The organism is Streptomyces melanogenes (genome assembly GCF_014649795.1).
Taxonomy (GTDB): Bacteria; Actinomycetota; Actinomycetes; order Streptomycetales; family Streptomycetaceae; genus Streptomyces; species Streptomyces noboritoensis.
In genome coordinates, this window is sequence record NZ_BMTS01000004.1 from 67,381 (window position 1) to 85,457 (window position 18,077).

The 18,077-nt window shown below is 72.2% G+C and carries 15 protein-coding genes; 7 read left to right on the top strand and 8 right to left on the bottom strand.

Annotated elements, in window-relative coordinates; all coding sequences use genetic code 11:
• Positions 1-276: 276 nt before the first annotated feature.
• Positions 277-891, bottom strand: coding sequence for a class I SAM-dependent methyltransferase (locus IE252_RS10295; protein WP_190089046.1), 615 nt, complete (start codon positions 889-891; stop codon positions 277-279).
• 145 nt (positions 892-1,036) lie between these two features.
• Between IE252_RS10295 and IE252_RS10300 the strand changes: the two genes are divergently transcribed.
• Positions 1,037-1,867 carry an alpha/beta fold hydrolase gene (locus IE252_RS10300; RefSeq protein WP_190089047.1) on the top strand — a complete coding sequence of 277 codons (831 nt, stop codon included), beginning with the start codon at positions 1,037-1,039 and terminating at the stop codon, positions 1,865-1,867.
• On the opposite strand, the gene IE252_RS10305 is transcribed toward IE252_RS10300, so the two are convergent.
• The 4 genes from IE252_RS10305 to IE252_RS10320 form a co-directional block, all read right to left on the bottom strand.
• Complete coding sequence (locus IE252_RS10305; protein ID WP_190089048.1) at positions 1,854-2,996, bottom strand: serine hydrolase domain-containing protein; 1,143 nt, start codon at positions 2,994-2,996, stop codon at positions 1,854-1,856. The two genes, IE252_RS10300 and IE252_RS10305, sit on opposite strands and share 14 nt — an antisense overlap.
• A 93-nt stretch (positions 2,997-3,089) precedes the next feature.
• Entirely contained in the window at positions 3,090-6,527 is a 3,438-nt protein-coding gene (locus tag IE252_RS10310) for a sialidase family protein (RefSeq protein WP_190089049.1), read from the bottom strand.
• A 164-nt stretch (positions 6,528-6,691) separates the two neighbouring features.
• Positions 6,692-8,119, bottom strand: coding sequence for an alkaline phosphatase family protein (locus IE252_RS10315; protein ID WP_190089050.1), 1,428 nt, complete (start codon positions 8,117-8,119; stop codon positions 6,692-6,694).
• Positions 8,120-8,293: 174 nt separating this feature from the next.
• Positions 8,294-8,851, bottom strand: coding sequence for a TetR/AcrR family transcriptional regulator (locus tag IE252_RS10320; protein ID WP_190089051.1), 558 nt, complete (start codon positions 8,849-8,851; stop codon positions 8,294-8,296).
• Positions 8,852-8,971: 120 nt separating this feature from the next.
• Between IE252_RS10320 and IE252_RS10325 the strand changes: the two genes are divergently transcribed.
• The 4 genes from IE252_RS10325 to IE252_RS10340 all read left to right on the top strand — a co-directional run bounded on the left by IE252_RS10325 (position 8,972) and on the right by IE252_RS10340 (position 11,310).
• The gene (locus IE252_RS10325; RefSeq protein WP_190089052.1) at positions 8,972-9,430 is read left to right on the top strand and encodes a nuclear transport factor 2 family protein; all 459 of its coding nucleotides are present in this window, start codon (positions 8,972-8,974) and stop codon (positions 9,428-9,430) included.
• Between the two features lie 95 nt (positions 9,431-9,525).
• Positions 9,526-10,029: a hypothetical protein gene (locus IE252_RS10330; protein ID WP_190089053.1), complete on the top strand. Its 504-nt coding sequence runs from the start codon at positions 9,526-9,528 to the stop codon at positions 10,027-10,029.
• Positions 10,030-10,173: 144 nt separating this feature from the next.
• On the top strand, positions 10,174-10,422 hold the full coding sequence (locus IE252_RS10335) for a DUF397 domain-containing protein (RefSeq protein WP_190089054.1): 249 nt from the start codon (positions 10,174-10,176) through the stop codon (positions 10,420-10,422).
• Between the two features lie 495 nt (positions 10,423-10,917).
• Entirely contained in the window at positions 10,918-11,310 is a 393-nt protein-coding gene (locus IE252_RS10340) for an SsgA family sporulation/cell division regulator (RefSeq protein WP_190089055.1), read from the top strand.
• A gap of 29 nt (positions 11,311-11,339) precedes the next feature.
• On the opposite strand, the gene IE252_RS10345 is transcribed toward IE252_RS10340, so the two are convergent.
• Complete coding sequence (locus IE252_RS10345) at positions 11,340-12,173, bottom strand: helix-turn-helix transcriptional regulator (RefSeq protein WP_373298540.1); 834 nt, start codon at positions 12,171-12,173, stop codon at positions 11,340-11,342.
• A 152-nt stretch (positions 12,174-12,325) separates the two neighbouring features.
• Here IE252_RS10345 and lanL point away from each other — a divergent pair, with 152 nt between their 5' ends.
• Together lanL and IE252_RS10355 are read left to right on the top strand one after the other, a co-directional pair.
• Positions 12,326-15,127 carry a class IV lanthionine synthetase LanL gene (gene lanL, locus IE252_RS10350; RefSeq protein WP_190089056.1) on the top strand — a complete coding sequence of 934 codons (2,802 nt, stop codon included), beginning with the start codon at positions 12,326-12,328 and terminating at the stop codon, positions 15,125-15,127.
• 5 nt (positions 15,128-15,132) lie between these two features.
• Positions 15,133-15,240, top strand: coding sequence for an ALQxL family class IV lanthipeptide (locus tag IE252_RS10355; protein WP_268248399.1), 108 nt, complete (start codon positions 15,133-15,135; stop codon positions 15,238-15,240).
• Positions 15,241-15,312: 72 nt separating this feature from the next.
• Here IE252_RS10355 and IE252_RS10360 read toward each other — a convergent pair whose 3' ends face one another.
• Positions 15,313-16,005 carry a response regulator transcription factor gene (locus tag IE252_RS10360; protein WP_229848191.1) on the bottom strand — a complete coding sequence of 231 codons (693 nt, stop codon included), beginning with the start codon at positions 16,003-16,005 and terminating at the stop codon, positions 15,313-15,315.
• Positions 15,998-18,043, bottom strand: a complete 2,046-nt coding sequence (locus IE252_RS10365; RefSeq protein WP_190089058.1) for a sensor histidine kinase — start codon at positions 18,041-18,043, stop codon at positions 15,998-16,000. Before IE252_RS10365 ends, IE252_RS10360 begins: the two co-directional genes overlap by 8 nt.
• Positions 18,044-18,077 lie beyond the last annotated feature (34 nt).

Below are 18,077 nucleotides of genomic sequence, written 5' to 3' on the forward strand. Positions count from 1 at the left end.
GGTCATGACGAGCGTCAGGTCACGTACACTTAACCAGTGGACGAACTTTCCCCAGTGCCCGTGCATGCGAATCGCCTCCTGCGTTCCACCCGAGCCCGGTGCTCGGGCGTGACGAGCAGAGAAGGTGTTCGTGTGCTTGGCACCATCTGAGCGTACGGCAACGTTCCGTGCTGCGAGGGGAGTTGCCGGAACCTACCTGGTATAGGTCTTGGCGGTAGGAGAGTCGCTTTGTGCAAGCCACTTCCAACGTGAGGCAGAGCGTGGCGGACTCGATTTTCACGCCCGCCGGGGCGCGGTGAACACCAGCTCCGACCACCGCACCCCCGGGCGCCCGTGCAGATCCACGCGGCCGCCCTGGTGCGCCACCCGCAGCCCCGCCGCCTTCGCCAACGCCACCGTCTCCGCCTCCGGTACGTCGAACATCCGCCGCCCGGGCGGCACCGGGCCGCTGCGTACGGTCATCGCCAGGATGCCGCCGGGTGCGAGCAGGGCGGTGACGGCTCGCATGCCCCGGGCGCGTTCGGTGGCGTCCAAGTGCATCCACACCGCAGTGATCAGGATGAGCCCGAACCGCTCGCCGCGCCCGGTCAGCACCGGCACGTCCGGCAGTGCGTCATCCACCCAGGTCAGGGCGGGCTCCGGGTGCAACCGCCGCCCACGGAGGCGGAGTTCGGGGGTCGGCTCGACCGCCGTGACGGTGTGGCCCAGGCGGGCCAGTGCCGCCGCGTCCCTCCCCGTTCCGGCGCCGAGGTCCAGAGCCCGTACGGGCGTCGTCGGATACAGGTGCAGCAGACCGCCGTGGACCTCCTCGAAGGTCACGCTCTCGTACTGCTCGGCCAGCGCGTCGGCGTCCGCGCCGTACCCCTGCGTCCCCGCCACGGTGTCGTTCACACCGTCAGGCTAAACGATCAGCCTGACGGGCGGCGGCCCGGGATTACCCACCAGGTAATCGACCAACCCACCCCGCTCCCCGCACCATCGATCACACAACGCACCGCCGACCGAGGCGGTCGCCGACGGGGAGGATCCAAGCGCCATGCCGTACTTCGAGACCAGCACCGACGGCACCCGCCTGCACTACGTCGACTACGGGCCGCGCGAGGGCCGGACCCTCGTCTTCGTCAACAGCTCCTACTTCGGTACGGAGATGTGGGAGTTCCAGATGCTCCCGCTGGCCGCCGAGGGCTACCGGTGCGTCGGGCTCGACCGGCGCGGGCACGGGCGGTCCGACGACGTGTGGGACGGGTTCGACCTCGACACCCTCGCCGGAGACGTCGGCGCGCTCCTCGACCACCTCGACCTCACCGACATCACCCTGGTCGGCCACTCGGTCGGCACCGCCGAAGTCGTCCGCTACCTCACCCTGCACGGCAGCGGGCGGGTGGCGCGGGTCGCCCTGGTCGCCGGGATGGCGCCCGGCCCGGCCCGCTCGGCCGACCACCCCGAGGGCGTCGACCCGGCCCTCATCGAGGCCGGGAACGAGGTCTTCCGCAAGGACCGCCCCGCCTTCTTCGCCGACGGCGCCGCCGGATTCTTCGCCCTGGACCGGCCCGGCAACGACGTCTCGCCCGCCCACGTCCAGTACTGGGAGCACCGCTGCACCGGCGCGACCGCCCGCGCCGCGGGCGCCCTCGGCGACCTCATCGTCACTCTGAACGTCGCTCCCGAACTCACCAAGATCGACGTCCCTGTCCTTGTCATCCACGGCACGCATGACGTCTCCGCCCCGATCGCCCTCACCGGGGAGCGGTCCGCCCGCCTGATCCCGGACAGCACGTACCTCGTGTACGAGAACGCCGGGCACGGTCTCTTCGTCACCCACGCGGACCGGCTCACCGCCGACCTGCGGGAGTTCACGAGCCGCTGACCCCGCCGATGCCCAGCACCTCCCGCACCTCCCGGAACAACCGCTTGTCCAACCCGTTCAGGCTCATCCGGTTCTTCGTCACCGCGAAGGAGAACCGGTGGGCCGGGTCGGCGGACGCGGCGCTGCCGCCCGAGCCGTTGGTGCCGAAGCCGCCGTCGGGGGAGCGGACCACCGAGCCCGCGCCGCCCAGCATGAAGCCGTAACCCTTCAGGAGCGGGAAGCCCAGGGAACGGTCCTCGCCGCTCGTCCTCGGGGCCGTCGCCTCCTTCAAGGTGGCCTCCGACACCAGGCGTACGCCGTCCAACTCGCCGCAGGCCAGCGCCGCGTACACCTTGGCCGCCGCGCGGGCCGTCATCGTCCCGTTGGCCGGGAGCGCCGCCCGGCGGAAGTCGGCCCGGTTGGCGAGCGAGGCCACCGGCAGCACCGGGCGGGGCGCGAAAGTGAAGAACGGGGAGTCCGGCGGCATACCGTCCAGGTACGCCGACCAGCCGCCGTCGTAGCACGTCGCCAACCGGTCGACCAGCTCGTCCGGGACCGAGAACAGCAGCGAGTCCGTCACCCCCAGCGGCCCCGCCAACTCCTCCCGCAGCAGCTCGTCGCACGGGCGGCCCGTGGCCCGGCGCAGGGTCTCCGCGAGCAGCACGCCGTACGTCCAGCCGTGGTAGCCGCTCGCCGTGCCCGGCTCCCACAGCGGCGCCTGCCCGGCCAGCCAGTCCCCGACCGACGGCACGTCGAACAACTCCTCCGGAGTCACCTCCGGGTGCAGTTGGGGCAGACCCGCCGAGTGCGAGAGCAGCTGGCCGAGGGTGATCTCCGACTTGCCATACGCCGCGAACTCCGGCCAGTGCGCGGCGATCGGGGCGTCGTAGTCCGCCATGCCCCGGTCCACCAGCACCGCCACCAGCGCCGCCGCGATCCCCTTCCCCGTCGACCACGACGGCACCAGCGTCTCCGCGTCCATCGGCCGCCCGGCCTCCACGTCGGCCAGGCCCGCCCACGTGTCCACGACGAGCTCGCCGTCGAGGTAGGCCGCCACCTGGACGCCGGTCTCCTCGCCGGACGCGGTCACCTCGTCCAGGATCTCCTCGACCCTGGTCTGCGCGGCGTTGCGCAGTCGTCCATCGGTCATCCCGCCGCTCCCCACTCGCGCCGGTGGCCGCCCACCGCGAAGTGCGACGGACGGCCACCCCTTACGTAACTCCAGGCTACAGAGCCGCAGGGGTTACATACGTGCGAACTCCGATCCCGTGATCACCTGGAACGGCAACCACGTCGAAGTGGCCGTCCCCGGCAGGCTGTTGTCCGTGCGCAGCGTCGTCAGCTCGTCCGCCGACAGCGCCTTGCGGGTGATCCGGAACTCGTCCAGCGCGCCCGTCAGCGGATTCGTTCCGTCCGGCTTGGCGCCGAGGCGGAAGCCGTCCACGGCGTAGGTGTCGCCCGTCGTCACCGAGCCCGCCGGGGCCGCCGCGCTGCCCAGCGTCTGCCCGTCGATGATCAGCCGGAGCTGGCCGTCCGCCCGTTCCAGGGCCACGTGGTGCCAGGCCCCGTCGCCGAAGCCGGCCGCCGCCGAGCCGTCCACCGCCGCCACCACCGTGGTCGCCGTGTCCGTCTCGAATGCGGCATACAGCCGGTCCTGCGCGGGCTGGGCCCGCAGCCAGATCTGCCGCTCCGAGGCGCCCGTCCCGTACGCCCACACCAGGACCTGGTCCGGACTGCTCACGGTGGCCGAGTACTTGAGCCAGGTGCTGATGGTGAAGTCCGCCGAGCCGAGTGCGGTGGCCGCGCCGTACGGCAGGTCGACGGCGTCGTTCGAACCGTCGAAGGCGAGCGCGTTGCCGAACCTGCCCGGCACGCTCGCCGCGCCGCCGCGCACGAAACCGTGGCCGCAGTGGACCGTGGAGTCCGGTGTCGCCGGACCCGCCGCCGGGCGCACTACGTCCTTCGCGCCCGTGTACTGGTTCTCGAACGACCACCACAGCGCCGGGAGATCGGCCGGGTAGGAACCGGAGGATCCCGCCGTGGAACCTGCCACCGTCGAGACCTCGGCCGTCGTCAGCGCCCGGTGGTAGATCCGGAACTCGTCCACGTCACCGTCGAACACACTGGTGTTGTCGAGCTTGGAGCCGACCCGCACCCCCTGCTGGCCGCTGCCCTGCGCGGGCGTCAGCGAGCCGGTCAGACCGCTCGCCGTGACCGGCGTACGGGCGTCCACGCCGAGCGAGACCTTGTCCGCCGAGCGGGTCAGCGTCATCAGGTGCCAGAGGCCGTCGCCGAACGACCGCGTCGACGTGGTGTCCGGCAGCGCCACGGCCACCGAGCCCGCGTCCGACTGCACCCAGGCGTAGAGCCGGTCCTGCGACGGCTGGGCGCGCACCCACAGCTGCGGACTGCTGCTCCCCGTCCCGTACGCCCACACCAGCGCCTGGTCCGGCGTGGTGGAGCCCGCCGCGTACCGGAACCAGAGGCTGTACGTGAAGTCGCCCGCGCCGACGTCCAGCGTCGGCGAGAAGCCGGTCTCCGTGCCCGGGTGGGTGCTGTCGACGGTCGCCGCCAGCGACCCGATCCGGCCCGTCGGCAGGGTCGGCACACCGCCCAGCAGGGTGCCGCTGGCGCAGTGGCCGGAGACGTCGTCCTCGATGGTGATGCGGCGCCGGTCCGGGACGACGGCCGTGTCGATCACCTGGAAGGGCAGCCGAGCCCCCATCGAGCGCGTGGCGGCCTCCGTGTCCAGCTCCGTCGCGTTGGCGCGCACCTGGGTGAGCGCCGCATCCGTCAACGCCGAGCGGTAGACGCGGAATTCGTCGATGACGCCGCCGAACGCGTCGCTCACCCCGGTGTCCGACTTGGCGCCGATCCGGATGCCCTCGACGCCGTTCTGCGGCGCGTCCGTCACCGAGCCGGACACGCCCGTCGCCGTGCCGGTGACCGTGCCGTCGACCGTGAGGCGGATCTGCGTGCCCGAGCGGATCAGCGCCACGTGGTGCCACTGGTCGTCGCCGAACGCCACCGCCGACGAGGGGTCGGTCAGCGTCAGCCAGGCGCCGCCGCCCGCACCCTGCACCCAGGCGTACAGCCGGTCGTCGGCGGGCTGGGAACGCAGCCACACCTGCGGCTTGGTGCTGCCCTGCCCGTACGCCCAGAACAGCGCCTGCTGCTTGCTCGCGGTCGTCGCCGCGTACTTGAACCACATCGAGTACGTGAAGTCGCCCGCACCCGGGTCGATCGTCTTGCCGTACGGCACATCGGCGTAGTCGCCCGTGCCGTCCAGGACCAGGCCCTGCCCGAACCGGCCGCTGCCGAGGGCCGCGTTGCCCTGGAGGTAGGCGTCGTTGGCGTCCGGACCGGAGTCGGGGCTGGTGCGGCCCGCCGTCGGGCTCTTCTGCGGGGAGCCCTTGCCCGCGAACGTGCCCGGTATCCCCAGCGCGCCCGGCGTGGTCACGTTGAAGCGGATCTCGTCGGCGGAGTTCGTCGGGCCGCCCTCGTAGATCAGACCCAGCTCACCCGTGTCGAGCTCGGCGAGGTCGGAGTAGGAGGCCCGGTCGTTGCTGATCAGGCCGTTGGAGGCGGCCGTCCAGGTGGTGCCCTGGTCGGTGGAGTAACGGATCTTCATCAGCTTGCGGTCGGACGCGTCCGACGGCGCCGAGAACACCATGGTGTCGCCGGGCGTGCGCTGATACGTCTGGCGCAGCGTGAGCGCCGAGCCCTGGACCTCCGGGGTGATCAGACCGGGGATGACCGTGGAGGCGGGGACCGTGGTGCCGCCGTCGGTGCTCACCGCGCGGGTGCGGTGGTTGGCGCTGCCGCCGATCTCGTTGCGGGCGGCCAGATACACGCTGCCGCCCGGCAGCTCGGTCACCGAGACCTCGCCCGGCTTGACCGCGCCCGCCACGTAGGAGTTGGCGGTGGAGCTCGCCTGCCAGGTGGCGCCGTGGTCGTCGCTGTAGAGAACGCCCGCGTAACGCGTCGTGGAGTCGGGGTTCTGGTGGGCGCCCACCACCAGACGCCCGGCGTGCGCGCCCTCGGTCAGCTGGACTCCGTGCGAGGGGCCGGTGGCGAACCAGCCGTTGTTGGCGCCGGTGTACGTGGGCAGCGCCTTGGGCGCGCTCCAGCTCACCCCGTCGTCGTCGCTCCGCTGCACCCACGGCAGCCGCAGCCCGGTGGGAGTCTCCTCGTTGGAGGTGGTCAGCAGGAACACCGCACCGGTCTCGCGGTCCACCACGGGCGCCGGATTGCCCCGGGTGAAGGGCTCGGTGCCGTCGGTGGGGCTGCCCTCCAGGACCACACGGGCCGGGCCCCAGGTGCGGCCGTCGTTGGTGGAGCGGCGCATCACCAGATCGATGTCGCCGCGATCGGCGCAGGTCGGCGACTTGCGCCCCTCCGCGAACGCGAGCAGGCTGCCCGCCTTCGTCTTCACAAGCGCCGGGATGCGGTAGCAGCCGTAGCCGCCCACACCGGAGCGGAACAGCACCTGCTCGGCGCCGACGAGGGCGCGCGAGGACGCCAGCGGGCCGCTCGCGTACGAAACGGGCGCGGCGAGGAGGAGGGAGACGGCCGCGACGGCTAGGGCGAGCAGCCCTGCGACCGCCCCGGCGGGCGACGGTCTGCACCGTGCGACGCGAGCGCCGCCCGGTGCCGGTGAGTTGTACGGGGTGAACGACATGGGGATCATGGTGATGATCGTCAGGTACCGGATTCGACCAACACCTGGTGACCAGCTGTTGAACGCCGTGTGAAAGGCTGTTCACTCCCGGACAAGAGCCGCCCGGAACCGGAAGCCGCCGGCTCCGGACGGCCCCGCTCAAGACGACTTCCGCCCGTACGGGCCTACGTGTGCGGCCGGTGGCCCCTCTCCTGGCGCGGGAAGGACTGGTCGGCGCCGGGCAGCGTCGGCTTCGGCAGCGTCGCCACCTCCTTCTTCGCCTCCTCCCACTGCTCCGCCGTGTTCCGCGGCAGGCGGGGCGGGCGCGGCCGGGCGTGGGTGAAGCGGAACGCCGAGGTCAGGTCGCCGAAGGTACGGCGCCGCCACTGGCTGATGTTGGGCTCCTCGACCCCGGTGAACTCCTCCAGGAACCGCAGCGCCGAGGTGTGGTCGAACGCCTCGCTCGCCACCCAGCCGCCCACGGTCCAGGGCGACACGACGATCGCCGGGACCCGGAAGCCACCGCCGATCGGCAGCCCCTGCACGAACTCGTCGGCCGTGCCCGCCTTCGGCGTCGGCGGCGGTACGTGGTCGAACAGGCCGTCGTTCTCGTCGTAGTTCAGGATGAACGCGGTCTTCGCCCACACCTTCGGGTTGGCCGCGATCGCCTCGATCTTGCGGGCCACGAAGTCCGCGCCCGCCGCCGGCAGATAGTCCGGGTGCTCGGACTCGAAGCTCGTCGGCATGATCCAGGAGACCGCCGGCAGCCGGTCGGCCCGGGCGTCGTCCTCGAACGTGCCCTCGGGCTGCGGGCGCACCCCGCGCTCGTACAGGTCCGAACCGGGCGGCGCGGAGCGGAAGGCGGCGAACCGCTCCAGCATGTTGCAGCCGTAGTCGTCGTCCTGCTGGTAGACCTTCCAGCTCACCCCGGCCGCCTGCAGCCGCTCGGCGTACGTCGTCCACCGGTATGGCGTCGGCGCCCTGTTGGTGATCACCGGGCCGCCCAGGGTGCCGCCCGGATCGATCGTGCCGGTCATCCAGTACAGCCGGTTCGGCCAGGTCGGCCCGAAGACCGAGCAGAAGTAGTTGTCGCAGACCGTGAAGGTCTCCGCGAGGGCGAACTGGAACGGGATGTCCTTGCGGGTGTAGTACCCCATCACATAGGGCCCGTTGACCCCGTCCGCCTTGCGGTGCGCGGGCAGCCACTGGTCCATCTTCCCGCCGTTCCAGGCCGCGTGCTGCACGGCCCAGGCGTGGCTGGTGGACGGGATGGCCTGCGCACTGGAGCGGTGGGTGTCCAGGTGGAACGGCAGCAGATAGCCGTCGGGGTTGACCGCGTCCGGCTGGTAGAACACCGAACGGCCGTCGGGCAGCCGCAGCGCGTGCGGATCGTTGAAGCCGCGGACGCCGGAGAGCGTACCGAAGTAGTGGTCGAACGAACGGTTCTCCTGCATCAGCATGACGACGTGTTCGATGTCGCGGATGGAGCCCCGGCGCGGCGGCCCGGCCGCGACCGCCTTCTGCACGCTGGGCGGAAGCAGGGAGAGCGCCGCAGCGCCGCCGATCGAGCCCGCCGCCGATCCGAGGAGTCTGCGTCGCGTCAACTCGGCCATGAGGATTGCCTCCTGAGCTGTCGGTGCGGATCCGTTTGTCGTGGACCCGACCGAAGGCTTCCCGGCGACGGGGGAGGGCAGTGGGGCAATCAGTGAACAAGTGGCCAACGAGCAGGGAGCGCGCGGCCAAGCGTACGGACCGGCGGTCGGACGTTGTGGGAGGCGCGCGGCGGGTCAGCCCCGTGCCGCCGCCAGGAGCGCGGCCGCCGCCTCGCGGGCCTGGAGCGCGGGCTCCGGGCTGTGGAAGATGCCCGCGGTCACCATCGCGCCCTCGGCCAGGAGCGTCAGCTGGTCGGCCAGGCGCTCGGGCAGCCCCGCGTCCGCGACGAGCGAGCCCAGGTACGCGCGGAACGCGCTCTTGTGGGCGCGCGCCTGGGCGGCGACGCGGTCCGAGGAGGCGCCGAGTTCGCCGTACGCGTTGATCCACGCGCAACCGCGGAACCCGGGCTCGCCGAACCAGCGGTGCAGATGGTCGAAGACCGCGAGGATCCGCTCCCGCGGCTCCGCGCGCTGCTCGACGTACTCCGCCAGACGTCCGCGCCACAGCGTGTCCCGGCGTTCCAGATACGCCTCGACGAGCTGGTCCTTGGCGGGGAAGAGGGCGTAGAGGCGCTTGAGCGAGACGCCGGAGGCGCCGCGGATCTCGTCCATGCCGACGCTCTGGATGCCCCGCCCGTAGAACAGCGTCCCGGCGGCGTCGAGCACCCGCTCCCGTGCGACTGCGCTGTCCATGACCTCACCACTCCTTGAACTGAGAACGATCGTTCTCTAGAGTAGCGGCACCACGATGAGAACGCACGTTCTCCCCGGTTCGCCCTGCTCGTTCCCGCTGCTCGACCGGAGGTCCCAGCCATGACCGCTCGCCCGCCCCTGCCCCCCTTCGACCTGCACACCGCCCGGCAGAAGGTCCAGGCCGCCGAGGACGCCTGGAACACCCGCGACCCCGAGAAGGTCTCGCTCGCGTACACAGAGGACTCCCGCTGGCGCAATCGGGACACCTTCGTCACCGGGCGGGCCGAGATCGTCGAGCTGCTCACCGCCAAGTGGGAGCGCGAGCTCGACTACGCACTCCGCAAGGAGCTGTGGGCGTTCGACGGCAACCGCATCGCGGTGCGCTTCCAGTACGAGAGCCGGGACGCGGCGGGGCAGTGGTGGCGCAGTTACGGAAACGAGCTCTGGGAGTTCGACGAGAACGGTCTGATGGCCCGCCGTGAAGCGAGCATCAATGATGTTCCGATCGACGAATCGGAACGTCGGATCTTCGGAACACGCCCCGATTCCGAGCGCTCGGTTCCCTTTCCTCTCCGCTGAACAGGGGAATTTTGGAGTGGTTGGCCCGACGGTCTCGTTCTTCCAGGCGGCACCTGTCCGTCAGTGATCCGAGACCCAGAGGGATGGAAGTACCTATGAAGCTCACCAAGCGGGCCGGCCTCGCGGCCATGATGACGTGCATGGCCACGGCGGCGGCGGTCACGCCCGCCGCGGCCGGGTCGTCCGTACCCGTCGTGGTTCCGCTGGAAGGTCTGGACGCGGCGCTGCCGTTCGAATCCCCCTCGGTGAGCACTGGCGTACCCATCCCGATGCCGGGTTCCCCGGGCGGGCCGCGCCACGTCGCCGGTTCGCTGACGCCGTCGCCGCTGCTGCCGACGCTGCCGGTCACCACGGAGCTGCCGTCGACGCTGCTCAAGGCGCCGCTGAGCGATCCGATCACGGACGAGAAGCTCGGCTCGGCGGCCATCACCTCGCCGTCGTCCCCGCTGCGCGCGGAGAGCCCGGGGGCGATCCTCAAGGCGCCGCTCACCCTGCCGCAGGGCAGGCTGTTCGGACTGCCCGCGCTCAGCGATCCGCAGGCCGGACTGCTCGCCCCGACGCTGCACGGCTCGCCGGACGCCAACCTCGGCCTGCTGTAAGGCCCGCCGCGCCAGGCGCTCCCGTCGTGTTTCCCAGGAGGCGCTAGCGCACCACGTGTTCATCTGTCAAGGGCACTAGAAATGCGCGGACTTGGGCTCGTAGCGTGCTGAACAGCCCCCACTGTTGCACGAAGGAGCTCTTCCGTGGACCACTCGCGCCTTGTCGAGGTCAGTGAATACGTCAACCGCAATGCCCCTCACCTCGCATTCGAGAAGTCGTCTTTCAGTGACCTCGACTACTCCAAGGATTGCGTCGGATTCGCCGTGGACGGCGACCGGATCGCCGTGACGCATACGAAGGACGCCGACGCACCGGTGCTCCGGTACACCCGGTCCGAGATCGCCGCCATGGTCCGTGCGGCGAAAGCGGGGCAGCTGGACAAGTTCTGCTGAGCCCGTGCCTTCCCCCAGCCGCCCGCGGCCGCCACCGACGCGGCCGCGGGCGGCGTGTTGTCGTGATCACGACGCCCAGGTGAACGCAACGTTCCGGCCGAATCGGCGCCGCCGCGGCCGGGATTGTGAAGCCGTCACCACAAGCCGCGCGACCGGCCCCGGAGGCCGCCCGACCGCTGCTGGCGGCGGCAGGAGCGGGGTCACCGGCCCGTTCGAAGGCGGGAGCGGCCGGTGCCGTACCGGGTAAGTGATCGACCCGGGCATGCGAATTTGCGACACCGTACGCACAGTTTCCACATCCCCGGGCGAATTTGTTCGCGAAGTCGGTCACTATCACGGCCGTTGAGTACGTCATAGATGCGTATACCGAACAACGCCCGGCGACCGGCCGCCGGTGACTGTCCCGACGAGGGGGGCGACATGGAAGAGATCTGCGTTCCGTTGTATGTCGAACTACTGCACGAGGGTGATGCCATGACCCCCGTGGAGGCCTTGATGGCTTACGATCCCGCCGACCCGCTCGCCGTTTCGGTGGAATTCGTCTGCGGCAATGGCATGCATACGACGTGGACCATGGGCCGCGATCTCGTGGCGGAGGGCCTGACCTCGCGCTGCCCGGTCGGCCTCGGCGACGTACGGGTCTGGCAGTACGGCGAGGGCGGGCTGCGGATCCGGCTGCACTCGGACGAGGGCAGCGCGGACCTCCTCGCCGAGATCGAGGACGTCGCGGACTTCCTGTCCCGTACCTACCAACTCGTCCCCGAGGGCAGCGAGTTGGAGGGCTTCGACGTCGACGAGGTGATCCGGTTACTGCTGGCCACCACACCGGTGCAGGGGCGCTGCTGGTGCGGTCACGAGTACCCGTGTCTGGACCATGGCGCCGAGTGAGCCCCCTCGCCCCGCCGTACGGCAGCGCCTCAGCCCAGCTGCGAGGCGCCGAACCGCGCCAGCCGGTCCGCGGTCGTACTCCCCGGCGGAGGGGTGAAGAGCACCAGGCGGTGGTCGCCCTCGGGGGCGAGCAGCACCTGGCAGAGCAGGTCGAACGGGCCGAGCTCGGGGTGGAGCACCCGGACCCGGTCGCGTCGGCGCACGGCGACCTCGTGCAGCTCCCACAGCGCCGTGAACTCGGGACTGACGCTGTGCAGCCGGGAGATCAGCCGTGCCGACTCCGCGTCGCCGAAGCGGCGCGCCGCGGCCGCGCGCAGATCCGCCACGTGGAGGTGGCTGTAGTAGCTGTGCTCCTCCTCCGGGTACGGGAGGCGGGCGGAGGGTTCGGTGAACCAGCGCCACACCACGTTGCGGCCGTGCTCGGTGACCGTGCACACCTCGCCCAGGAGCTCGCGCGCCATGGGGTTCTGGACGAGCACGTCACCGAGGTCGCTCAGCACCACGGCCGGGGTGTTGGTGAGCTGTTCGAGCAGATGCAGCAGCCCCGGGCTCACCTCGCCGTCGGAGGAGTGCGCGACGGGCGGCCGGTGCCCGGCGAGCAGATACAGATGGTCGCGCTCGTCGTCGTTCAGCCGCAGGGCGCGGGCCAGCGCGCTGAGCATCTGGGGCGAGGGCTGCGGCCCCCGGGCCTGTTCCAGCCGGATGTAGTAGTCGGCGGACATCCCGGCGAGCTGCGCGACCTCCTCGCGCCGCAGTCCGGGCGTGCGGCGGCGCGGCCCGGCGGGCAGTCCGGCGTCCTGCGGGGTGACCCGGTCACGGCAGCGGCGCAGGAAATCAGCGAGCTGGCGGCGGTCAGTCGTCATGATCATCATCATGGCGGAAGCGGGCCGCCGGAACCAGGGACCGGCGGTACCAGGGTCCGCTGGACCCGCGCTCGACCCGGCGCGAGAGCGTGATGTCCCGGCCCGCAAGGCTGGTGTAAGGCAACCGACAGAGCCGTGGCCACGATGGGGGCATGGAGTCTGCGAGGGGGATCCGCGAACCGGCCGAGAGGCTGCTCGTGGAGATCGTGGAAGCGGTGCTGGCCCGCACGGGGGTCGGGCCAGTCACCGGCGGGCCGTGGCGGCTGCGCGAGGGGGAGTTCTGGTGCCACGTCTCGCCGCCGGGCGAGGCGGGGCGGCTCCAGGGCTGGAAGCTGCACGTCGCCGCGACTCCGCTGGCCGCGCCCCTGGTCCTGGCGCGGGCGGCGGAGATCCTGGTGCGCCACGGGTGCCGCTTCAAGTTCGCCGGGACGATCGGCCGGGCCGGCGACCTCGTCTCGCACCGCTACGACCGGGGCGGCGGCGGGAAGTTCCTCACGGTCTACCCCGAGCTGGACGACGCCCGGCTGCGGGAGCTGGCCGCCGAGCTGCACCGCGCGACCCTGGGCCTGCCCGGCCCCGGCATCCTCTCCGACCGGCCGTGCTTCCCCGGCAGCCTGGTCCACTACCGGTACGGGGTGTTCGGCGGGGTGCCCGCGCTCGGCGACGACGGCATCCGCGGCGCGATGCTGGTCGCACCCGACGGTCGGCTGGTCCCCGACCGGCGCCGGGCCTGGTTCGCGCCGCCCGAGTGGGCCCCGCGCGACCCGTTCGCCCAGGGCGGGTCCGCCGTGGTGGCGGGCCGGGCCGCCCCGGCCGAGGTGCTGCTCGACGGGCGCTTCCTGGTACGGGGAGTGATCCGGCATGCCTTCGGGGGCGGTGTCTTCCGGGGCGTCGACGAGTCCACCGGCACGCCCGTGATCATCAAGCAGGCGCGCCCGCACACCGCCGCCACCCTGACCGGCCGGGACGCGCGGGACCTGCGGCGCCACGAGGCGGCGATGCTGGAGGAGTTCGCCGGGAGCGGCTTCACCCCGGCGCCGGTCGCGCTCTTCGAGCAGCAGGGGGACCTGTTCCTGGTCCAGGAGGCCGTCGACGGGGTGACGCTCCGCCAATGGGTCTTGGACAGAATGAGGTTCGGTGAAGACGAGCGGTGGGGCATACCCGCCCTCGCCGCCCTGCGCCGGGCGCGCTCCCTGGCCTGTCTGATGCGGCTCGTCCACGACGAGGGATGGGTCCTGCGGGACTTCAACCCCAACAACGTCATGGTCACCGAGGACGGCGAAGTGTGTCTGATCGACCTGGAGATGCTGGCGCGGCCGGGCGAACCCGCCGTCCGCATCCACACCCCCGGATACGCGGCGGCGGAACAGGTGAACGCGCCGCGCTACGGCCCCGCGCCCGGCCCGGCCGCCGATCTCTACAGCCTCGGCGCGACTTTCTTCCACCTCGTCACCGGCGTCGACCCGCTGCTCGCCGCCGACGACCCCGGCATCCGCGGCAACGTCGGCCGGCTCGCCTCCTGGCTCGGCCCGCTCGCCCACGGCAATGAGGCCGCCCGCCTGCTCGCCCCGCTGATCGTGGCCCTGCTCGACGACGACCCGGCCCGGCGCCCCGGCCTGGACGAGGTGCTCGACCGGCTGGCGGAGACCGCCCGCGCCACCGCCGAGCCCAGTGCCGCCGCCACGGCGGCGGGGGCGATCGGCCTCGCCGTCACCGAGGCCGATCCCGCCCCGTCGGCCGGAACCCGCGGTCTGGCCGAGCCCGAGCTCAAGGAACTGGTGGCCGACGGGGTCGACCACCTCCTGGCCACCGCCGACCTCCAGGCGCCGGACCGGCTCTGGCCGTCGGGGCCGGTGGGCGGCGCCACCGACGCGTTCAACGTCCAGCACGGAGCGGCGGGCGTCCTCGGAGTGCTGGTGCGCGCGTACGAGGCGGGTGAGCACCCGGCGGTGCTGGACGCCGTGCGGGACACCGCCACCTGGATCGCCGACCGCGTCGGGCGCGAGCCCCGCACCCTGCCAGGCCTGCACTACGGGCGCTCCGGCACCGCCTGGGCGCTGCTGGACGCGGCCCAACTCCTGGGCGACGAGCGGCTGCTGGGACATGCCATGGAGCTGGCGGCCCGCGTCCCGGTCCGCTGGGCCGCCCCCGACGTCTGCCACGGCGTTGCCGGTGCCGGGCTGACCCAGCTGCGGTTCTGGGAGGCCACGGGGGAGCGCCGCTTCCTCGACCGGGCCGAGGAGGCGGGCGCCGAACTCGCCGCCATGGCCCGGCGGCGCGACGGGCGGCTGCTGTGGCCGGTGCCGCGCGCGATCCTGTCCACCCCCACCGACGTCGTCCACTACGGCTTCGCCCACGGGGTCGCGGGCATCGGCGCGTTCCTGCTCGCCCTCGCCCGTACCACCGGCGACACCGCGCCCGCCGACCTGGCCGTCGAGGGTGCCCGGACGCTGCTCGCCGTCGCCGAGGTGGCGGACGGGGCCGCGTACTGGCGCTCCGGCGAGCAGGGCGGCCCGCGCAAGACGCACTGGTGCAGCGGCTCGTCGGGGGTCGGCACGTTCCTGCTGCGGGTCTGGCAGGAGACCGGGGAGGACGCCTTCCTGACGGCTGCGCGCCGGGCGGCCGTGGCCGTGCGCCGCTCCCGCCGGCACATCGGCACCTCCCAGTGCCACGGCCTCGCCGGGGACGGCGAGTTCCTGCTCGACCTGGCGGACGCCTGCGCGGCCCCGGCGTACCGGGGCTGGGCGGCGGAACTCGCGGCGGGCCTGTACGCCCGCAACGTCGTGCGCGACGGCCGCACCCTGGTCCCCGACGACACCGGCGCCCAGGTGTGGGCCGACTACGGCACGGGCCTGTCCGGAGTGATCGCCTTCCTGCTGAGGTCCGCCTGCGGGGGCCCGCGCCTCTGGCTCCCGCGCTCGCTCACCGAACCTGACACCGTGCAGAGGGGGTGAACACCGTGAGGGAATCCGATGTGACCGCTCTCCAGATGCTCGAAGAGGAGGAGGCTCCCGACTCCGAGTCCTGGCCGCCGCCCACCGCCGGCTCCTGCTGCAGCACGTTCTGACCGCCCTCCCCGGTCACCGTCGCCACCGCCTCCCCGCGTGGCGACGGTGACCTCGATGCTTCAACCAGCGGGTCAGGGGGCTCTGTTGGGCCCGTACCGCAGATATGTGAGCACCGCCGTGACCCTTCGGTGCAGCTGGGACTCCTCGACCAGGCCGAGTTTGGAGAAGGTCGAGTTGACGTGCTTCTCGATGGTCGACTCGGAGAGCGAGAGCGACTCGGCGATGTTCCGGTTGTTCTTGCCCTGGGCCATCTGCCGCAGCACGTCCAGCTCCCGGCGGGTCAGCTGGGCCAGCGGCGCGTCGACGGTCCGGATGTGGCTGCCGACCAGCACCTCCACGATGCGCGGATCGATCACCGACCGCCCGGCCGCCACCTCGCGCAGCGCGCGCAGCAGCTCCTCCAGCTCCCCGATGCGCTCCTTGAGCAGATAGGCCAGGCCGTTGGTGCCCTGCTGGAACAGGTCGAAGGCGTACTGCTCGTTGGCGTGCTGGGACAGCACCACCACGCCGATGCCCGGATGCGACGCCCGGATGGTGTGCGCGGCGGTGATGCCCTCGGTGTGGTGGTTCGGCGGCATCCTGATGTCCGCGATCACCGCGTCCGGGCGGAACCGCTCGACCGCGTCCAGGAGCTCCTCCGCCGTGCCCACCGCCGCGATCACGTCGACCTCGCCGGTGTCCTCCAGGAGCCGTCGCGTTCCCTCCCGTACGAGATAGTGGTCCTCCGCGATCACGATGCGCATCCGGGCAGGGGCGTCAGGCATGGGCCGTCTCTCTTGAGCGTTCGGTGAGCTGGGCACGGAGTGTGGTGCCGCCGCCGGGCCGGCCGGCGATGGACAGCCGGCCGCCGACCGCCTCGATCCGGTCGCGCATCCCGGTGAGCCCCGACCCGAGCCGGGAGGCCGCGGGCAGGCCCACGCCGTCGTCGCTGACGTCGAGGAGGAGCGAGCCGTCGGCGCGGCCGATCCGGATGGTCACGCCGTCGGCCCGGGCGTGTTTGAGCACATTGGTCAGCGCCTCGGAGACCAGGAAGAACGCCGCCTCCTCGATCTCCGGCGCGAACCGTGCCGAGGACACCGAGGGGTCGACCTCGACGACGACGGGCAGCGGCAGCCGGCGGGCCTTGGACAGCACGGCGGCCGCGAGGCCCTGGTCGGTGAGGACGGGCGGGTGGATGCCGTGGGCGACCTCGCGCAGCTCGTCGATGACCCGGCAGGCGTCGTCCTGGAGCTCGGTGAGCGTGGTGTGCACGGTGTCGCCGTTGCGGCACAGCTGGTTGCGGGCGAGCGCCAGCTTGGCGACCAGGGCGACCAGCTCTTGCTGGATCCCGTCGTGCAACTGCCGCTCGATGCGCCGCCGTTCGGTGTCCTGGGCCTGCACGATCCGGGTGCGCGAGGCGTTGAGCTCGCACGCCTGGCGCTGCACCTCGTCGACCCGGGTGGACAGCTCGGCGGTCAACTGCGCGTTGTGGACGGCGAGCGCGGCCTGCCGGGCCAGCGTCTCGATCACGTCCTGGTCCTCGGGGGTGAACCGGCCCTCCTCCTTGGGCCCGTACTCGATCGAACCGAGCACCTCCTCCCCGTACCGCAACCGCACCTCGCCCCACGGGCTCTGCCCGGTCTCCGCCTCCGCCCCGGCCGAACCGAACCCGAACGGCACCCGCCCCGGCCCGAGCCGCACGCGCACCCAGCGCAGATCGAGCCCCTCGCGCAGGGTGACCGCCAGCTGCGGGCCGAGCCGTTTGAGGTCGTAGGCGTGCTCCAGGGTGGTGCCGCACTGCACCAGGAGCTCGAAGTTGGTCGGCCGGGCCCCGAACACGCGCCGTGCGGCGAGCCGGTTGAGCTGGCGGTGCACCGGCTGGAACAGCATGGTCGCGGTCACCGCCACCAGGACCGCCAGGCCGATCGGCAGGTACTGGCCCGCGGTCAGCCCGAGCGCCGTGGTCATGCCCAGGTACCAGGCGCCGATGATGGTCCACAGCACGCCGTAGACCAGCGAGCGCCGGATCGCGAAGTCCATGCCGGGCAGCCGGTGGCGGAACGCGGCGTACACCAGACCGGCCGAGATGGTGATGTACGGCAGCGCCCCCAGGGCGGAGCCGATGAAGTAGTTGAGGCCCTTGCCGGCCAGCCAGAGCCGGAACAGCCGGGCCGAGCCGCGCCCGGCGAACACCACGAAGGCGACCAGGGCGATCATCCACAGCCGGTCCGTCCGCGCCGCGGGCCCGGCCCGCCGCTCGCGCGTGTCCAGGAGCGAGCGGACCAGGAGCAGCCCGGCGCCGAGCCCCGGCGCCCACGACTCCGGCACCACGAGCAGCCACGGCCGGGTCCCCTCCGAGAGGGGCAGCGCCATCAGCAGGACGGGATAGGGCACAAGGAGCCACAGGGACCGCAGCACCACCCGTTCGTAGCCGCGGCGCACGAGCCCGTCGGGCAGCAGCGCGACCAGTCGGCAGAGCGTGATCGCGGCGAGCACGTCGAAGGTCCGGGCGACGCCGAGGAACGCCCAGGCGCGGGGCGTGTCGGCGTGCCATCCGGTGGCCGGGGGCTTGCCCATGGAGAGCCGGACGGCCATGCCGATCGCGCCGAACGACCCGGCCGCGAGCAGCCGCCGGGCGACCGGATGCCGCGGGCTGTGCCAGGACAGCGAGAGCCCGGCCACATAGCAGGGCAGGATGCAGGCCATGGTCCACGGAAGCGTCTGGGCCGCGGAGATCCCCACCCCTGTCGGTACCCCGTAGAGCAATGCCACCCCGCCGCCGATCGCGAGAACGCGCCTCGGCCGTCCCTCAGGCTCCGCCATTCCACCATTTTCCCGGCCCGCGCGAGCGCTGTAC

Coding starts and splice junctions, on each gene's coding strand:
- IE252_RS10330 (WP_190089053.1), top strand. CDS start 9,526: ATGAAGCTCACCAAGCGGGCCGGCCTCGCGGCCATGATGACGTGCATG.
- IE252_RS10340 (WP_190089055.1), top strand. CDS start 10,918: ATGGCTTACGATCCCGCCGACCCGCTCGCCGTTTCGGTGGAATTCGTC.
- IE252_RS10325 (WP_190089052.1), top strand. CDS start 8,972: ATGACCGCTCGCCCGCCCCTGCCCCCCTTCGACCTGCACACCGCCCGG.
- IE252_RS10345 (WP_373298540.1), bottom strand. CDS start 12,173: ATGACGACTGACCGCCGCCAGCTCGCTGATTTCCTGCGCCGCTGCCGT.
- IE252_RS10365 (WP_190089058.1), bottom strand. CDS start 18,043: ATGGCGGAGCCTGAGGGACGGCCGAGGCGCGTTCTCGCGATCGGCGGC.
- IE252_RS10310 (WP_190089049.1), bottom strand. CDS start 6,527: ATGTCGTTCACCCCGTACAACTCACCGGCACCGGGCGGCGCTCGCGTC.
- IE252_RS10320 (WP_190089051.1), bottom strand. CDS start 8,851: ATGGACAGCGCAGTCGCACGGGAGCGGGTGCTCGACGCCGCCGGGACG.
- lanL (WP_190089056.1), top strand. CDS start 12,326: ATGGAGTCTGCGAGGGGGATCCGCGAACCGGCCGAGAGGCTGCTCGTG.
- IE252_RS10315 (WP_190089050.1), bottom strand. CDS start 8,119: ATGGCCGAGTTGACGCGACGCAGACTCCTCGGATCGGCGGCGGGCTCG.
- IE252_RS10300 (WP_190089047.1), top strand. CDS start 1,037: ATGCCGTACTTCGAGACCAGCACCGACGGCACCCGCCTGCACTACGTC.
- IE252_RS10305 (WP_190089048.1), bottom strand. CDS start 2,996: ATGACCGATGGACGACTGCGCAACGCCGCGCAGACCAGGGTCGAGGAG.
- IE252_RS10360 (WP_229848191.1), bottom strand. CDS start 16,005: ATGCCTGACGCCCCTGCCCGGATGCGCATCGTGATCGCGGAGGACCAC.